This is a genomic window from Bacillus haimaensis (assembly GCF_048270625.1).
GTDB classification, from domain to species: domain Bacteria; phylum Bacillota; class Bacilli; order Bacillales; family Bacillaceae_I; genus Sutcliffiella_A; species Sutcliffiella_A haimaensis.
Genome location: NZ_CP158164.1, coordinates 2,431,831 through 2,449,265 on the forward strand (window position 1 = coordinate 2,431,831; position 17,435 = coordinate 2,449,265).

The 17,435-nt window shown below is 41.0% G+C and carries 17 protein-coding genes; 6 read left to right on the plus strand and 11 right to left on the minus strand.

Going from position 1 to position 17,435, the window contains the following annotated elements:
• Positions 1-3: 3 nt before the first annotated feature.
• Positions 4-2,214, minus strand: a complete 2,211-nt coding sequence (locus ABN702_RS12355) for a PAS domain S-box protein (protein WP_417897153.1) — start codon at positions 2,212-2,214, stop codon at positions 4-6.
• A gap of 297 nt (positions 2,215-2,511) precedes the next feature.
• Here ABN702_RS12355 and ABN702_RS12360 point away from each other — a divergent pair, with 297 nt between their 5' ends.
• Positions 2,512-4,275, plus strand: a complete 1,764-nt coding sequence (locus tag ABN702_RS12360; RefSeq protein ID WP_417897154.1) for a B12-binding domain-containing radical SAM protein — start codon at positions 2,512-2,514, stop codon at positions 4,273-4,275.
• Positions 4,276-4,277: 2 nt separating this feature from the next.
• Here ABN702_RS12360 and ABN702_RS12365 read toward each other — a convergent pair whose 3' ends face one another.
• From ABN702_RS12365 to ABN702_RS12375, 3 genes are read right to left on the minus strand one after another with little or no spacing between them, the layout of a single operon-like run.
• A complete protein-coding gene (locus ABN702_RS12365; protein WP_417897155.1) occupies positions 4,278-4,451 on the minus strand; it encodes a hypothetical protein in 174 nt (57 codons plus the stop codon).
• A 12-nt stretch (positions 4,452-4,463) separates the two neighbouring features.
• Positions 4,464-4,619, minus strand: a complete 156-nt coding sequence (locus ABN702_RS12370; protein ID WP_386636108.1) for a hypothetical protein — start codon at positions 4,617-4,619, stop codon at positions 4,464-4,466.
• A gap of 5 nt (positions 4,620-4,624) precedes the next feature.
• Entirely contained in the window at positions 4,625-4,783 is a 159-nt protein-coding gene (locus ABN702_RS12375) for a hypothetical protein (RefSeq protein WP_417897156.1), read from the minus strand.
• Positions 4,784-4,866: 83 nt separating this feature from the next.
• Here ABN702_RS12375 and ABN702_RS12380 point away from each other — a divergent pair, with 83 nt between their 5' ends.
• The gene (locus ABN702_RS12380) at positions 4,867-5,214 is read left to right on the plus strand and encodes a DUF3905 domain-containing protein (protein WP_417897157.1); all 348 of its coding nucleotides are present in this window, start codon (positions 4,867-4,869) and stop codon (positions 5,212-5,214) included.
• A gap of 58 nt (positions 5,215-5,272) precedes the next feature.
• Here ABN702_RS12380 and ABN702_RS12385 read toward each other — a convergent pair whose 3' ends face one another.
• Both ABN702_RS12385 and ABN702_RS12390 read right to left on the minus strand, forming a co-directional pair.
• Entirely contained in the window at positions 5,273-6,490 is a 1,218-nt protein-coding gene (locus ABN702_RS12385; RefSeq protein WP_417897158.1) for an MFS transporter, read from the minus strand.
• Positions 6,491-6,651: 161 nt separating this feature from the next.
• Entirely contained in the window at positions 6,652-8,001 is a 1,350-nt protein-coding gene (locus tag ABN702_RS12390) for a TrkH family potassium uptake protein (protein ID WP_417900894.1), read from the minus strand.
• A 199-nt stretch (positions 8,002-8,200) separates the two neighbouring features.
• Between ABN702_RS12390 and ABN702_RS12395 the strand changes: the two genes are divergently transcribed.
• Positions 8,201-8,392 carry an alpha/beta-type small acid-soluble spore protein gene (locus ABN702_RS12395; RefSeq protein ID WP_204419739.1) on the plus strand — a complete coding sequence of 64 codons (192 nt, stop codon included), beginning with the start codon at positions 8,201-8,203 and terminating at the stop codon, positions 8,390-8,392.
• A 142-nt stretch (positions 8,393-8,534) separates the two neighbouring features.
• Here the strand turns inward: ABN702_RS12395 and ABN702_RS12400 are convergent, their stop codons facing one another.
• The 3 genes from ABN702_RS12400 to ABN702_RS12410 form a co-directional block, all read right to left on the minus strand.
• The gene (locus tag ABN702_RS12400) at positions 8,535-9,638 is read right to left on the minus strand and encodes an anti-sigma factor domain-containing protein (RefSeq protein ID WP_417897159.1); all 1,104 of its coding nucleotides are present in this window, start codon (positions 9,636-9,638) and stop codon (positions 8,535-8,537) included.
• Positions 9,607-10,389, minus strand: a complete 783-nt coding sequence (gene sigI / locus ABN702_RS12405; RefSeq protein WP_417897160.1) for an RNA polymerase sigma factor SigI — start codon at positions 10,387-10,389, stop codon at positions 9,607-9,609. The genes ABN702_RS12400 and sigI overlap by 32 nt, the downstream gene beginning before the upstream one ends.
• 476 nt (positions 10,390-10,865) lie before the next feature.
• Positions 10,866-11,954 carry an SDR family oxidoreductase gene (locus ABN702_RS12410; RefSeq protein ID WP_417897161.1) on the minus strand — a complete coding sequence of 363 codons (1,089 nt, stop codon included), beginning with the start codon at positions 11,952-11,954 and terminating at the stop codon, positions 10,866-10,868.
• A 601-nt stretch (positions 11,955-12,555) separates the two neighbouring features.
• Between ABN702_RS12410 and ABN702_RS12415 the strand changes: the two genes are divergently transcribed.
• Entirely contained in the window at positions 12,556-13,449 is an 894-nt protein-coding gene (locus ABN702_RS12415; protein WP_417897162.1) for a Ku protein, read from the plus strand.
• On the opposite strand, the gene ABN702_RS12420 is transcribed toward ABN702_RS12415, so the two are convergent.
• A complete protein-coding gene (locus ABN702_RS12420) occupies positions 13,446-13,985 on the minus strand; it encodes a D-glycero-alpha-D-manno-heptose-1,7-bisphosphate 7-phosphatase (RefSeq protein ID WP_417897163.1) in 540 nt (179 codons plus the stop codon). The two genes, ABN702_RS12415 and ABN702_RS12420, sit on opposite strands and share 4 nt — an antisense overlap.
• Before the next feature lie 79 nt (positions 13,986-14,064).
• On the opposite strand from ABN702_RS12420, the gene ABN702_RS12425 reads away from it, so the two are divergent.
• Both ABN702_RS12425 and ABN702_RS12430 read left to right on the plus strand, forming a co-directional pair.
• Positions 14,065-15,903: a DNA ligase D gene (locus ABN702_RS12425; protein WP_417897164.1), complete on the plus strand. Its 1,839-nt coding sequence runs from the start codon at positions 14,065-14,067 to the stop codon at positions 15,901-15,903.
• 89 nt (positions 15,904-15,992) lie between these two features.
• Complete coding sequence (locus ABN702_RS12430; RefSeq protein ID WP_417897165.1) at positions 15,993-16,268, plus strand: hypothetical protein; 276 nt, start codon at positions 15,993-15,995, stop codon at positions 16,266-16,268.
• 146 nt (positions 16,269-16,414) lie between these two features.
• Here the strand turns inward: ABN702_RS12430 and ABN702_RS12435 are convergent, their stop codons facing one another.
• Positions 16,415-17,428, minus strand: coding sequence for a YeiH family protein (locus ABN702_RS12435; protein ID WP_417897166.1), 1,014 nt, complete (start codon positions 17,426-17,428; stop codon positions 16,415-16,417).
• Positions 17,429-17,435: the final 7 nt, after the last annotated feature.

The window sequence follows — 17,435 nt, forward strand, 5'->3', positions numbered from 1 at the left end:
TGCCTAGCTTTTAAAGGTTTGGGTGATTGGCAGTTTGATATGGAAGGTTGTACCCTTCCCCAATTCACTTTCCACCTCTATTGTACCATTATGCTCTTCCACAATTTTATAGCTTACCATAAGACCCAGGCCTGTTCCCCTGTCTTTTGTCGTGTAGAAAGGTTCCCCAAGCTTCTTTAATTTGTCCCCTGGAATGCCCAACCCCTCATCTTTGATGGAGATCAAGAGGTGCCTGCTTTCCAATTGCTGAAGGTTTACAGTAACCGTCCCACCCTTTGGCATTACCTCTATGGCATTTTTTAGAATATTGATAAAAACCTGCTTTAATTGATTTGGTTCACAATAGACGTCCGGTAACTCTTCTTCATTGAAGCTTGCGAACTGGACATTTTCCAGAGCCGCCTGTGCACTTAATAGATCCAGCGTATCTTGCATAATTTTGACCACGCTCTTTTGCTGATACGAAATGGCTTGCGGTTTGGCAAGAACCAGAAATTCCGTAATGATCGACTCAATCCGTTTTAGTTCTGATGTAATGACATCAAAGTACATGGCATACTGACCGTCTTCCATACTATTTTGCAGTAGCTGGATAAATCCTTTTAATGCTGTCATGGGGTTCCTTATTTCATGTGCGATCCCAGCCGCAAGCTCCCCCACCACAGTCAGTGTATCTGACTTGCGGAGTTGGTCTTCCATTTCACGTTTCTCCGTAATATTCCGGAAAATGGTCATATGAAGACCTTCCACTACATTCTTTTTTGCCGAGAACTCAAAAATACGCGGGCCCTTACCATAATCATGGCATAGTTCTCCACTCAACTCTTCATTTTCTTCACATTGAACCCATAGTTGCTTCATTTCATCTATCCGTTCCATTGGAATATACTGTTTCAGGCATTGTGCCATCAGTTCTTCCCGTGAAAGTTCAAAGATTTTACTGGCATTTGGATTTGCATCAATGATTGTGCAAGAATCATCCCAAAGGATAATACCATCCATTGCGTTATTAAAAATTTTACGGAATTTCTGTTCACTTTCGCGCAGATCCTTTTCCATCTTTCTTCGCTCACTTACATTTCTGAAAATGATCATATTATATCCATCAATGATCCCTTTATTAGCAGTAAATTCCAAGAGCTTCTTTTGTCCATTCGGCATATGGAACTCAAGCTCCTCCCGAATCTCGCCTTTTTTATTGAACTCTTTGATGATGGTAGGTACTTTACTTGTCCCCTTTTGGACAAACTCCTGCAGCTTTGATTTCTCCAGTTCATCCAATGGCAGTTCGAACGCTCTGCTTGCAGCAGGGTTCGCGCGCATAATATTTCCGAAATTGTCCACCAGTACAATGGCATCCAATGCGTGCTGGAACATTTCGCGGAATCTTTCCTCGCTTTTTTGAAGCTGCAGCTCCATATTTCTCTTTTCGGTCACGTCGCGCATAATAGCCAAATAATAGTCATCATAGATGTTTGCGGTGATGGTGACCTCGAATCTCTTCCTTTCCCCATTATGTAGCAGTACAGGAAGTTCACCTCTCACTCGTCCATATTTGTCCAGTAAGAGCCAGATTTTCTCCACTTTATATCTCGCATCATTCTCAACAAAATCATCCAGCTTTGCCTGTAGCAAATCCAGTTTTGACATGGCAAAATTTGAACAGAAAGCCGGGTTTACATCAATGAAGAACCCTTCTTTATCAAAAACGACAATACCATCAACAGCCCTATTGAAAACATCATGATACATCTGCTTGCTTTTGTTCGTTTCATTTTCCAGATACTTTTTGGAGGTGACATCCCGGATGATGCAGATATCCAGTCCACTTTCATCAGGGTTTCGCACGGCCGAATACTCGACAAACTTAACTTTTCCATCATCCAATCGCAGGATCAGCTCATTTTCAGCTTCCCCCAATTTATCCAATTGGGCTTCCTGGTAATTCACTTCCTCTTTTGACATCAGATCAAGGAATTCATAGAGATTCCGTTGAAGCAATTTTTCTTTGGAAAGCTCAAATAGCTCACAGGCTTTATTGTTAACTTGAAAAAATTCAAGGTTTCTATTAAACAAAATGATTCCATCATTGGCGTGTTCAAAAGTAAGCTGTAAAAACATATTCTGCTTCTCCATGGTATGGAGTTTTTGCTGCAACTCTTCCACTTTTGCTTCCAACTTTTTGGTTTCTTCCTTCACCATGTGTTGGATCATCACTCTTCCCCATAAAAAAAGTTATTTTTATATCCCTTTAACAACTTCTACGCCCAACCTGAAATTCCTTTTCTACGACACATAAAGCAATAAAAAAGTCATTTCAGAAATACTGTTGTAATATTACGAGTTTTTTTGTAGATAATGGTAGGTAGTAAATGGCAGGGGAGGGGATTATTACTCTGATTCCGAAAATGAGGAATTCGTTACCCTGTAGTCCTTATTATGATAAGATATATTAGTTATAGTTAATTTTGTAAAACTAGATTATTTTACTAGGAGTTTGATGGACTTAAAATGAAAATAATTGCGACAACTCTCAATGCCAAATACATTCATACGAATCTTGCCATTCGCTATTTGAAAGCATATGCAGAACCTGAATATACAGTGGATCTTGTTGAGTATACGATAAAGGATCCAGTCATGAACATCGTTTCCGATCTCATTCAGAAAAAGCCAGATGTTATCGGCTTCAGCTGCTATATCTGGAATATCGAAGAGACCATAAAAGTCATGAGTATGTTAAAGAAGGTAAATCCGGAGCTAATTATTGTCCTTGGCGGACCTGAGGTGACCTATGATGTTTCCTACTGGCTGGACCGGCTGAGCGATGCTGATTTTATTGTCATCGGCGAAGGGGAAATTACGTTCAAGCAACTATTGGAGCAATTAAATGGGGACAAAAACTTCTCTTCCATCAGTGGTCTTGCATATCGCAAGGACGAGGAAAAGAACATTTCTCCACAGCGCAACAAGGTCGACTTGAAGGAGCTTCCTTCTCCATACCGTTTCAAGGAAGATTTATCCCAGCTTGGAAAACGCGTTACCTATTTTGAAACAAGCCGAGGCTGTCCTTTCAGCTGCCAATTTTGCTTATCCTCCATTGAAGTGGGAGTTCGCTACTTTGACCGTGAGAAAGTAAAAGATGATATTAGATTTTTGATGGATAATGGGGCAAAAACAATTAAATTTGTCGATCGCACCTTCAATATCAGCCGAAGCTATGCAATGGAGATGTTCCGCTTTTTAATCGATGAACATAAGCCAGGAACGGTATTCCAATTTGAAATCACTGCAGATATCATGCGTCCGGAAGTAATTCAATTTTTAAATGAAGAAGCTCCTGCCGGATTGTTCCGCTTTGAAATTGGCGTGCAGTCCACAAACGATGCGACCAATGAGCTCGTTATGCGTAAACAGAATTTCGCTAAGCTTTCAAGAACGGTCACGATGGTCAAGGAAGGCGGCAAAATCGACCAGCACCTTGACTTAATTGCAGGCCTGCCTGAAGAGAATTACGATTCCTTCAAGAATACGTTCAACGATGTATTTGCGCTTCGACCTGAGGAGCTTCAGCTTGGCTTTTTGAAGATGCTTCGTGGAACAGGACTCCGAATTCGTGCCCATGAGCATGACTATATCTACATGGACCATGCTCCATATGAAATCTTGGGCAATAACATATTGAGCTTTGATGATATCATTCGTATCAAGCAGGTAGAGGATGTATTGGAGAAGTTCTGGAATGACCATAGAATGGATACGACTGTGGAGCATTTGGTGACAAATGTCTTCCCGACGCCTTTCGACTTTTTCCAGGAATTCGGCTCTTTTTGGGATATGCAGGGATGGGCGAGAATCGGTCACCAGCTCGAGGATCTATACAAACGCCTTTATGCCTTTCTGGAGGAATCTGACCGGAATTCTCTTGACGTTGTAGAAGGTCTGATGAAGTACGACTATCTTCTTCATCAGAAATTCAAACCACGTAAGCCTTGGTGGCAGGACAAGCTGACAAAGCAGGGTCGATCTTCACTTTATCAAAACGTCTTGCAGTCACCAGAAATTTTAGGGGAAAAATTCACGGCACTGAAGCTTAACGAAAAAGAATTGTATAAGCACACTATGCTTGAATCTGTTTCCTTCGATCTTTCTCACTATTTGCAGACGGGTGAAATCAAACAAGCGGAAAGCTATCTGCTCGTGTATTTCAATCAGTCCACGAATCAAACAGAAGTGTTTCCCATTCCGAATTCAACAGTAAAAAATGCTAGCTGATGCTAGCATTTTTTGTTTTTGCTTTTATTTTTAGACTCGATAGCACCTTCAAACGCTTTCGCGGCATTCGGATCTCCAAACTCAGGACCGAATTCCTCTTTTAATCTGTTTTCAGGAATGGCATGATCCTTTTTATGTGCCTGCTTCTGCTTTTTCTTTTTTGCACCTTTGTCCATTATTTATCCTCCTTACCTGCCTTGTCTTCCTTTTTTCGAGTTGCGATTTGCACCACGGATCATATCCTCTGTCTGATACTCTGCTGCAAACTCAGTATCAGGCAGACTTTCCTTCGGAGTCTTGTTATTATTTTTTGCTGCATCATGTGCCACTTTCCGTTTTGCCATCCTCTTCACCCCCTTGAATTATGTTTATCATGCCCGTTTGCGTTTTTTTCATAAGCGATTAGAACAATCTCTTCCCCTAGCTCTTCCCTCATCTGGTTTTCGAGTTTTGTAATGGCCCCAAGCTTCTCTTGTGGAATGTTTGCATATCCATATTCCTTGTTCATCTAGCCCATCTCCTTTTCATTTCTTACATACTTATTTATTTTATAGAAATGCTAAAACTATACCCCCACGGAGGTGAAAAATAATGACGAAAAAAAATAAAGACCTCGAAAACCCTTTTATGGAGGAGACGATGCCCCATCAAATTAATTCCCCCTCATTTAAAGGGTCAGGCATTAAAATGCAGCCACCATTTGTGAATGAGCATGGTGTTGTAATAGGGGATAGCTTGTATAATTCCGAAGAATCTCCCTTGAACAACTGGACCGATGAGGTGGACCCATCTGTCATGGCAGGAGACCAATGGGTGCATCCGACTAATGATATTGGATGGAACTCTAGTGAAAATCGTGAACTTGTAGAAAAGTCAAAGAAGCCTCAAGGAGTCCCTTTCACACATCCCGATAAAGACGTGAGTTACGGAAGAGACTGAAAGCAAAATGGAAAAAGCAGCCAGAGCATGTACCATGGCTGCTTTTTCCTTTTATTGTTTAACAATCATCCGGTGGAGTTTCTTCACCCTTGGGCGGATCAATCCCTTTAAAAGAAATAAGTAGAGCAGCGGCACAAGTCCCAGCCAATACGTAGAACATCATATTGTCTGACTTTTTAATCAATAGTGCCACCATTGGCGGTCCTAATGCCACTCCAATAAATCGCATGGAGCTATAGATGGAAGTAATTGTCCCTCTTTCCTCTTTCTCTATTCCTTCGGTAATAAGCGCATCAAGACTTGGCAGCGCCACCCCGATCCCGATCCCACCTATAAGAAAAAGACCCATGGTGACCCATACATTGGAAAAGAAGCTGTTAGCAAAAACCGCACCGCCTAAGACAGCAATACTGATGACAATCAGCCATTTCATCAATACTTTATTTTTGTCGATTTTTTTTCCTGTGACAAAGGAGGCAATACAAAGGGATGCCAATGGAACTGCCAAGAAAAGTCCTTTTTTGATTCCATCGATCTGATGCTTTTTCTCCAATAAATCTGATAAATAAAATAAAACCCCGAATAGAACAAACATTAATATACAACCGATAAAGAATATGGCTAATAACCATTTGCAATCCTTTTTAAAGATTGCTTTCACAGCTTGAAGAAATTCTTTAAATGGCAACGGCTCTTCTTTTTTCTTTGGCGATTTCACCAGAAAAATCATTAATAGAATAGAAACGAGACAAAAGACCGGAATAGAAAAAAAAGGAAGAAACCAGAAAAAACCGGCAAGTACCGCACCCAATATAGGACTTAACACTTTGCCAAGTGTATTGGAGGTTTCAATAATCCCTAAATTTTTGCTTACTTCAGAGTCACTTTTAAACATATCACCGACAAGAGGCATGACGATTGGTGCCGCCCCAGCAGCTCCCACCCCCTGCAAAGTCCGTCCTACAAGTATCATCCAATATGGGTCATTCATTTTCCAGCCCGCCCAGCCTGAAATGACACCCCCAATTGCCGTTATGATCAGACTTGGAATAATGACAGCTTTTCGTCCCAGACGATCTGACAAATATCCTGCAATAGGAATTAAAATAATCGCAACAATAGAATACACTGTAATAATCATACTTACTTGAAAAGAAGTTATCTTAAGCTTCTTCTCTATAGTAGGCAAAACAGGAATTAACATCGAATTACCAAGAGTCATGACCAATGGTATCGATGCCAGCGAAGCAATTGCCCATTTTTTCTCATGTTCCATCTCGCGTACCTACCTTAAATTATTTCATCCCTCTTAATATGAAACCAAATGACAAAAAATATTACGATTATGGGGCCAGACCCCGGCAGGAATTTCCTCCACAACGTCGAAAGGCCAGTCACTCCGATTTTTGAGAGAGTGACTGGCCTTTTACGTATAGGCTATCCTATGATGACCCGTTCAACTGGATAATGGTATTTTGGCGGTTTTTGCCTGCTTTCGAGTATGAATAGGAATGTGAGTAAGCCTACTCTTCCGATAAACATCAGGCACATGATCACGCATTTTCCGATCGTGGTTAGATCTGCGGTAATGCCCATGGAGAGGCCGGTAGTTCCGAACGCAGAACACACCTCAAATAAGATTTGTATCAGGCTGAAGGGTTCGGTAATGCTTAATATGATTACCGCGGAGGAGCAAATGAATATTGCAAGCAATAATACTACGAGCGATTTGATCAAATCCTCCTCATGGATTTCCCTGCGGAATAATTTAATGGACTTGTTGCCTCGTGCAAAGTGGAATAAAAACAGGATATTCAAAGCAAAGGTAGTCGTTCTTATTCCGCCACCGACTGAACTTGGTGAGGCACCTATAAACATCAGTCCACTCATAATCAGCAAGGTTGGGACTGTAAATTCACTCACATCCATGGTTGCGAGTCCCCCGCTCCTTGTTGTAACAGATTGAAACAGCGCATAAAAAAAGGACTCATGCCAGGACATTCCTTTAAAAAAGTGGTTAAATTCCATTAGAAGAATGACAACTGTTCCAAAGGTGATCAAACAAGCAAACGTAATAGTAGTAATTTTGGTGAAAAGGGAAAACCTGAATCGTCCCCCTTTATTTCCGATAAATTCTTTGACTTCCACCAGAACGGGAAAACCGATGGCTCCAGTAATGATAAGAATCATGGTGATGAATTGAACAAAGTAATCATTTGCAAAAGGTACCAACGATTCCCCTGTTATATCAAATCCTCCATTTGTCGTGGCACTGACAGATGCAAAGAAACCATGCAAATAGGCTTCCTGCCATGTTGAATAAAAAGATAAAAAATATGTTCCCAATATCAAGGCTCCGATAATCTCAATGGTAAGAATGAGAATAAGGATGTGCTTTATCATCTTCACTATTCCAGATAAATTTGATTGATTTTGGTCAATCATCATCAATCTTCTTTCTTTCAGGCCGATTTTTCTTCCCAGGATGAGCCAGATAAACGTACCAACTGCCATTACTCCTACTCCACCAAACTGCAGAACAAAAGCTAAAATAATAATACCTGGTACGGTGAAGGTATCCACTATACTTACAGTTGTAAGACCTGTTACACTGACAGCGCTGACTGCAGTGAACAATGCATTAATAAATGTCCAATCAGCCCCCTCCTGTCTGGCAATCGGTAAGCTCAGTAAGGAGACGGCGACCACTACCGCAACTAAATAGAAAGTGAAGATCAACTGTGCAGGTGAAAAATGATGTATTTTGTTACTGAATGCATTTTTAATTTTTATCATTGGAACCCTTTCAATGTGAAACTGATTTCTGATTTCTTATTCTATGTACGACTCTCTTATGAAAAAGTTTCATAATCCTCATTATATTACATGTTTTGTCTGATATATACTAGTATCGATCGTTTCTTTTGCCTCATACTAACTATACAACTTAACTACAAAAGTTGTATATAAAAAAGGAGTGATTACCATGGCTAGAAGCAGCAACAAGTTATTGGTTCCTGGAATAGAACAGGCTTTAGATCAAATCAAATACGAAATCGCTCAAGAGTTTGGCGTAACACTTGGTTCAGATACAGTATCCCGTTCCAACGGATCTGTTGGCGGAGAAATTACCAAACGCCTAGTAGCTCAAGCACAATCTCAACTTAAAGGAAAATAATTAAATAAATTGGCGAGTCCCAGGGCTTTCTGCTCTGGGATTTATTTTGTTGCAGAATCAGAATAAATAAGAAGAAGACTCCCGATTTCAGGAGCCTTTCTGAAAATATTATTAGTTGGATAATAGCATTAGCCAAAATTAATTAGTGTCTGTCTTTGTCTCGGTTATGATGGTCATTATTGTTTTGCCAACGCTCATTTTTTCTATCTTCCTTACGTTGGTTCTGCTCTTCTTTTCTTTCCTCACGGCTTTGTTCCCGTTCTTGTTTTCGTTCTTGTTTTCGTTCTTCTCTTTGATTCCGTTTTTCCCCTTTTTCATGCTCGCGATACTCTTTTTTCTCTCCTTTAAACTTGTCACGATTTTCTTTTCTTTGTTCCTTTGTTTCATCATGGAGCTGTTTTCTTTCTTGTTTTCCTTCTGTATCTTTCCAATTTTTGTTCGGCACTGCATCAGGAAGCTCCGGCTTTTCCGGCTCAGTTTTAACCCCTAGTTGCTCAACATTTGTGACTTTGCTTGGCACAACCTGAATTTCTTCATTCGATTCAGTTGCTTTTGACGTATCTTCAGAATCGACCAATTCCGTTTTACGTTCGTTTTGTACATATGTACCAGGAGAAACCCCTTGCTTAATTGCTTCATCACGTTTTTCAATAGTTGTCTCAATCGTAGTTACACTGACATTTTCCACCTTGAGATTTTTAGAGAATGATGTTAGTTCATTTTGCATTTTCTTTTTCCACACCAGATTTTCGCTGTCTTCGAGAACAGATGCGATGACGATCTCCCCACCGGCCTTGAGATAACCTTCTTGGCGTATCAACTCCATGATGTCAGAAGAAACTTTACTAAGATCTTCATTTTTCCAATCACCCAAGCGTGGTAGTAGCAATTTTGCTTCATCGTTAAATGCATCAATGGAAACGACCTGCATATTTTTATTCAATCCCAATTCCAGGCTTGGATTCACATCCAATGAAACGTAAGCATAAACTTGATTGTTTACATATTTCGGATAGAAGGACATAAACAAAACAGCTGCAGTAAGCATCGTGACAATAGCCCACTTCATCTTGAAAAAAGAGGTCAGTTTCCTCTTCTCCGCTGCGTCCCTATGCAAAGGAAAAAAAATGATTTCCTCTCCGATATCCACTTGCCCCTTTTGTTTTCTGGACTTCAAAAACTCTCCATCCGGGGTGAGCATTGTGACATAGTCGTCATGAACTTCGAGCACAATCCCTTTTTTCAATCGTAACCGCCCCTTTTAAATAATCTTTCAAATATATATAATCCCCCGATAATATAATGGACACCGCGATAATGTATTTCCGGTTACGTTCTATTGTTTTTCTGCTCACATCAACCAAACCTTCAAGGTGTTTCATCGGCAGCATCTTCTTCTCAAAAAGATGCTTCTTCAACTCCTGGTTTTGAACCAATGTATGCGCAACCTCTATAGCATTCTGGCGGGCATCCGCGTGCTTAGGTGAACATTCCAGCAGGTCTGAAAAAGAAAGACCAAATTCTTTAAGGACAGCCTGGTAGTAAAGAATTTCTTCTTTACGCTGCTCCTGATCGATTTGCTTCTGGAATTCTTCGACTGATAACGTTGCTTCAATCTTATTTGATGCATAATCATCCTGGTCGACATCCTGCTCTGACATCGTGACCGTTATGTTTTTGCTTTCTTTTCTTATATAGTCGATCACTCTGCGTTTAATAATCAATTCTGCGAAGGATAAAAGGGAACTTCCCTTGTCCTTTGAGTATTTTTCAATTGCTTCATTAAAAGCAATCAGTCCTATGCTGAATTCATCATCTGTCTCATTTATATATCTTTTACAGACAGAGGATACAGCCTTAGCGATAAATGGTTTATATTTATTAATTAATTGGTTTTGTAATTGTAGATTGCCAGCTTGAATTTCTAGCACTTCATCCTCGAGGGACTTGGTGCGTCGCTTGCCGATTTTAAAAAGTAGGCTCAGCACTGGCCTCACCTCTCTCCCTGCTTAAAGAATCATGATATTTGCATCTATGAGTCCGTATATTAAGCAAATTTTAAGAAGGAGGCTTTTTCATTATCTCGAAAAAGACACCTTTCTATATATAAAGGTGACGTTTTCTCTAGAAAATGTCAATGTAAAAACCTGTTAAGACACTTTTTGTGCAACAAAAATGCACAAACCCTTTTTACTGTTTCGTTTCCTTTTCTTATGTAATGACCCTAAATCCGAATAAAATAATCCAATTTCAACCATGAAAGTTGCTGTTTCTGCTTAATTCCTCCTTTTACATTTTATGAAAGCTGATTCACTCTCACCAAATGTTACGTGAATGTTTCAATTTTTGCGGGGAGAAACAAAAAATAATTTTATAATACTTCGAATTACCCAACCCTACCGTGTCAATATGTTTACTAAATTACAAAAAATAAGAAGCCAACCCGGACATTAAGGCTAACTTCCTTCCTAATTTAGCTAATCTGAACATGTTTCATCCGGTTACTTTTGTGCTGATTATAATACTTCACCATATTATCTGCCGTTTCTTTAAAGGACGGACAGTGAATATTTGCTTCCGTTAATATTCCTCTCGCTTCCGAACAATCGAAGCTTCCCTTCCAAGTAAAATAGTCTAATGCCTGTCGTTCGACCTTCAACCACTTTCTTGCTGTAGGCACAAGCAGAAATGATTTCGCAAGTATGAGAGGAATTGATCCTTTGGGAGCTTTGTGAAGCAGAATTTCAGTAACAATACAGTAAGCCTCCCTAATGGAGATAGGCGACGGATTCGTTAAGTGGAGGGTTTTCCCTTCAGCCCTTTCCGAAAAAGCAAGATGACAGGTCCCCTTTACAATATAATCGATTGGTACCACATTAAACTCTGCTTCACCTCGCCCAAGGTGTGGAATGAACGGCAGGAATTTCAAGGTGTCAAGAAAATTCAGCATAAAATAGGGTCCATCAAACTTTATTGTCTCCCCTGTCTCGCTGTGGCCCTTAACGATACCTGGACGGATGATAGTGGTAGGAATCACCTGTTTCTCCACCTCAACCAGCATTTCGGCAAGGTATTTTGTATGCTCATAATGATTTTTAAAACCAGCTGAATGCTCCAGCTCCTGTTCATAGATGATTCCTTCCCTTAGGCCAGCGATATATGCTGTACTGAAATATATAAACCTCTTCAGGTTGGGTAATATTTTAAGCCATTCAAGAATCTGCTTTGTCCCATTAACATTTACATGATAGGCAATTTCCTTTTTCACAGCCAAATCATAGACCGCTGCTAAATGGAATACATAATTCACCTCTTGTCTTAAAATCGTGAAATCCTTGTCACTTATCATCAAATTTGGCTGAGTAATATCTCCTTCAATGAGTGTGATGCTTGTATCAGGATATTGAAGCTGCAAGTTTTGTATAATGGGAATTGCCTGGTTTTTCATTGTAGGAAGCACCAGCAAAAAAAACTTTTTCAGCTGCTGATCTTTACTCAGTATTTCCTTCACCAGCTCCTGACAGATAAAACCTGGAAACCCCGTAAAAAAATAACCGCACATAATTTCCCCCCTTCCAAAATTTTAAATACTCTTCTCTTTTTTTCAGGATAAACTAACAGGAAGCACAAAGAAAGTGCTTTTATCTAAATTTTCAAATAATAATCAGTGAATGAGTGTTAGACTGTTTGACTCCCTGTTGATTTCCGTTCCAGGCGTTCGCTTTCCGCGGGGCGGTGCTTGAGCCTTCTCGGCCTTGCCTGCGGGGTCTCAAGTCTACCACTATCTCCCGCAGGACAAGGAAGGCTGCGGCAGCGATACATCGCACGAAGAAAATGCTTGCATTTTCGAGGAGTCTCACACCTTGCACTCCAATCAACAGGGGCGACAAGTGATGCATAACGTCTGCACTTTATTTTCATTTCCCAAGGTGTAACTTTTACAAAAGGGTCTTTGTTAGTGTTTAGTGTAGGTTTTTTTAAGAATCTAGCTGCTGATTGGAGCAATAGGCGAAGACTCCTGCGGGAGATGGTGTTCAGTGGAGACCCCACAGGCGAAGCCGAGGAGGCTCACGCTAGCCCCGCGGAAAGCGTAGCCTAGTGCGGAAATCAACAGCGGTGTTCAAGAGTCAAAAAAAATACATGCGAAAAGTAAGGTGAGAACCATGCATACAATGTGGAAGGGCTCCATTAGCTTTGGTCTTGTCAATATCCCCATAAAAATGTATTCTGCAACCGAGGACAAGGATATCAAGCTTCGCACTCTACATAAAGAGTGCAATACCCCAATCAAGTATGAAAAGGTCTGTCCCAATTGCGATAAAGAGGTGGATACTTCCGACCTTGTTAAAGGATATGAATATGTAAAAGGGAAATATGTCATTTTGGATGATGAAGAACTGAAACAATTGAAAGAACAACATGAAGATAAAAGCGTGAAAATCATCGATTTTGTGAAACTTGAGGACATTGATCCCATCTATTTCAACCGATCCTACTTTCTCGGACCTGGTGAAAATGGAAGCAAAGCTTACTCACTCCTCCGCGAGGCGCTGGAAAGTTCCAAAAAAATCGGGGTGGCGGAAATCACGATCCGCTCCAAGAAGCAGCTTGCGATTGTCCGGGTTTACCAAAACTGCCTGGTCATGGAAACCGTCCATTATCCGGACGAAGTGAGAGAAGTTGGCGAAGTACCAAGCGTGCCGGAAAAAGCGGATGTGAACGAACAGGAATTGAAGACGGCCATCATGTTGATCGACCAGCTTACCACCGAATTCGATCCAGAAAAATACCATGACGACTATCGGGAAGCTGTACTCGCCCTAATAGAAGAAAAAGTGAACAACCAGGAAGGTACTGCAACACCAAAGGATGCGGGAGGCAAAACCAATGTCGTTGATCTTATGAGTGCCCTTCAGGCGAGTATAGAGCGTACAAAGGATCAGGAATTGAAACCTGACAAAAAGAAAACGGAAGCAAAGAAATCTGCCGAGCCAAAAAGCGAGAAAGAAAAAGCGAAACCTAAAAAACGTACAACACGCAAGAAAGCGACCAGCTAAACTAGCTGGTCCCTTTGCTTATGGTTAACAAGCCATTGCGCAGCCTCCAACAAGGAAGCGAAACGGTAATCACCTACCCCGAATTCTTCCCCGATGAATACGGTTCTTGTTCCTGCCGCTTTTCCTGCCTCTATATCGACCGCCCTGTCCCCTATCATATAAGACCGTGGCAAATCGATTTTATGACCTTCCGCAAGATCAACAATCATCTTCGGCCCAGGCTTTCTGCACAAACACCCTTCATGCGGCTTATGGATGCAAGCAGCCACTTCCTCAATCCTTCCCCCGGCAGCGCTGATCTCTTTAACCATGTGAAGATGAATATCCTCGAGCATTTGACTTTTCATATATCCGAGACCCACTCCTCCCTGGTTGGTAACGACAAACAGCTTGAATTCCGCTTCAGTCAGTAACCGTATCCCTTCCAAAGCTCCAGGCAGAAAGTGAAAATCATCAGGGTTATTTACAAATTTGACCCGTTTCGTCAGTACTTCATTGATAACGCCATCTCGATCAAGAAACACACCTTGGTACAAAACATCACCTTCTTGACATAGTTTTAATTTTCTAAAGCAAAATAGAAGTAAAGATAATCAAGATGAAAGGATTTCTACAATGTTTAAACCAATGCTTTTGAGTTTACACCGCGATCCTCCAATCGGTGAAGACTGGGTGTATGAAGTCAAATACGACGGATTTCGGTGTCTCGCCGTCCTTGAAAAGGATAGTATCTTGCTACAAAGCAGAAATGGAAAGTCGTTGAACAATCAATTTCCTGAAGTGGTGAACTTCCTGGGAAACCTACTGGAAAATAAGGTTATTCAGCAGGCGCTTCCATTAATTTTAGACGGAGAATTAGCCATTCTCACCTCTTCTGAGAAAGCCGATTTTTCTTCCATTCAAAAGCGGGGCAGAACCAAAAAAACAGAAAAAGTTGAAGCACTCGCCCAATCCAACCCTTCAACATATCTGGTCTTCGATTTGCTTCATTTTAAGAATGAATCACTTTTTGATACCCCTTTATTCAAAAGAAAGGAAAAACTGAAGAATCTCTTTTCCACCTTACAACTGCCATTATCTCCAACTGCTGACAGCTCCTCTCCTATACAATATGTCCCTTACCATAAAGAAGCAGACACTCTTTGGGAGAAAATAAAGCTGGAGGATGGAGAAGGCATGATTGCTAAGAAGGTTAACAGTTTTTACCGACCAGGCAAACGAACCAATGACTGGATCAAAATAAAAAACTATAAGATCATTAGCTGCTTCATCACTTCCTATCAAAAGGAAAATGGTTTTTTTCATGTTGGACTTTATAAACATTCCGACATCGTCCCTATCGGTCTATTTTCACATGGGATGAGTACAGATGAACGCCAGGCGCTATTATCGGTAATCAAAGAGAATAGCTATAAAGAGGATAGTCAATTCATCCATGTGGAGCCTGGAATTTGTTTAGATCTTTTATATCTGGAGCTGTACCAAGGTCAACTACGGCACCCGGAATTCCACCGCTTCAGATTTGATATACAAGTGAAGGATTGCAGAATTGATAACCTGCAGAAAGCGGACCTAAACCTTCCTGAATCGGTTACTGTCACCCACCCGGAGAAACCTCTTTGGAAGGATGAATCTGTTACAAAATTAGATTATCTTCAATATCTAAAGGCGGTTTCACCATACATTCTCCCTTTTCTGAAAAATCGGCTACTGACCACAATCCGGTTTCCACATGGAATGTTCGGTGAGAGCTTTTACCAAAAGAACTGTCCGGATTATGCCCCTCCATTTGTAGAAACAGCTCTGGAGGAAGGCATCCAATATATTGTATGCAACAATCTCGAAACCCTTCTATGGCTTGGAAATCAGCTGGCTCTGGAATTCCACATCCCTTTTCAGAAAGTAGGAGACAGTTCTCCTTGTGAAATTGTATTTGATTTAGACCCTCCGTCCGCGGATTATTTCTCTGGAGCTGTTAAAGGCGCACTTATGATGCAAAAGGTATTTGAGCAACTGGACCTTCATGCCTTTGTAAAAACTTCAGGCAGAAAGGGGCTGCAAGTTTATCTCCCTCTTCCAGAAAAGACGTTCACTTTTGAAGACACAAGAATTTTCACGGAATTTATCGCACAGTATCTTGTAAGCACAGAGCCTGACATATTTACGATTGAGCGATTAAAAAAGAGGCGGGGAAACAAAGTCTATGTAGATTACATCCAACATGGAGAAGGAAAAACCATCATTTCCCCTTACTCTTTAAGAGGAAATACTAAGCCAACAGTGGCCACACCCCTGTTTTGGACGGAAGTGAATACTAAACTCAGACCGGAGTTTTTCACTGTCTTTAGTGTAATGGAACGTTTGAAAGAAAAAGGAGACCCTTTCAAAGGCTACCTAACAATACAAGCTCAGCAACCCTTCGAACAGGTTCTCTCCTTTTTGAAAAAAGTATAGGATGTCAGAGGTTTGGAAAAAATGGCCATTAAAACAATGAAGTTCTTTTCAGTCTGTGAATCGGCTTCTAATTGGGAAAGGTGATCAATTTGCAGGCCTTTGCGATTGTCCATCCTATCATAGAAATGGACCAGACCTTAATATTGGAGTTTGTGGATGAAACAGAACCGGTCGACAGTCGTCGCTACCGGCTCTTTCTCCAAAAAACTACGTTGCAGGAAATTAAGCTGATTGTCTATCGGCCTAATCTGGATAACTGGCAGGACATCACTTCCATGCTATCCCCATTTTATCTGGCATCCCTACGCAACGTACTATTACAGCAGATCGATATGCTGTCTGAAAGAGAGGATATCATCTCATAAAATCAAGCTGACCTTCAATATGGTGAGCTTGGTTTTTGTGTACACTAGGATTTCAGTATGTAGAGCGGTGATGAATGAAGGCGAGGCGTGTCGGAACACCTCCAAATGATTTTCAAATTAAAAAAACACCCTGATATCCCAGGGTGCTAATCAATCATATATAAAACATAGATTAAGCTTAATGTCGCTACAAACACTGAGGCGATAAACCCGGCAATAAACGGCTTCAAGCCCAATGCACGAAATTTCCGCCACTCCACCTGAAGACCGACGCCAGCCATGACCATGATGATCAGAAACTTGGCAACCGATCCAAGCCAAGCGCTCACTCCTTGTGAAACAACACCGACAGAAAAAAAAGTGCTCATGACAAGGAACCCGATGATAAATAGGGGAAACGCACCTTTAATGCTGGCACTTTTATCACTCTTATTAACAATGATAAAAGAAATGGCTAGCACCAAGGGAAGAATGAACAGAGTCCGTACAAGCTTCACCGTTGTAGCAACTTCCCCGACGTCCTCCCCTACGAGATAACCGACAGCAACAACCGATGAGGTATCATGGATGGAGGTACCAATCCAGATTCCAAACTGCAGGACAGTAAGATCGAGCCACTGACCTATCCAAGGATAGAGCAAAGTAGCCAATATATTAAAGAAGAAAATCGTGGAGATTGCATAGGCTGTGACTGTTTCCTTTGACTGGACGACCCCTTTCACAACAGAAATCGCCGTTGCTCCACAAATGCTTGTACCTACACCAATCAGTAAGCTTAGCATTTTATCGATTTTCAGAAACTTTCCTGCCAATATTGTCACTAGAATACCGCCGGACACTACCAGCAAAATAATAAATATGGACTGTGAGCCAATATCCAATATGCTACCTATGCTTAACGTCGCACCTAACAGTACAATCGCGACTTTCAACAATTTTTTTACAACAAATTGGATTCCAGGCAGAAACCTCTCATTCAGCTTCAAGCTGTTTCGCAGTACAATCCCAAGCAGTAACGCAAAAATGACCCCACCTATGGCCGGAAAAAGATTTCCAAAAGCTTTTCCTGCAATAGCAATCAGGAAGGCGTAAATGGTTCCAGGCAACCATGCCGGCAATTTATGAATCAACTTTTGCAGATTATCTTGATAGGTTCCCATCGTTATT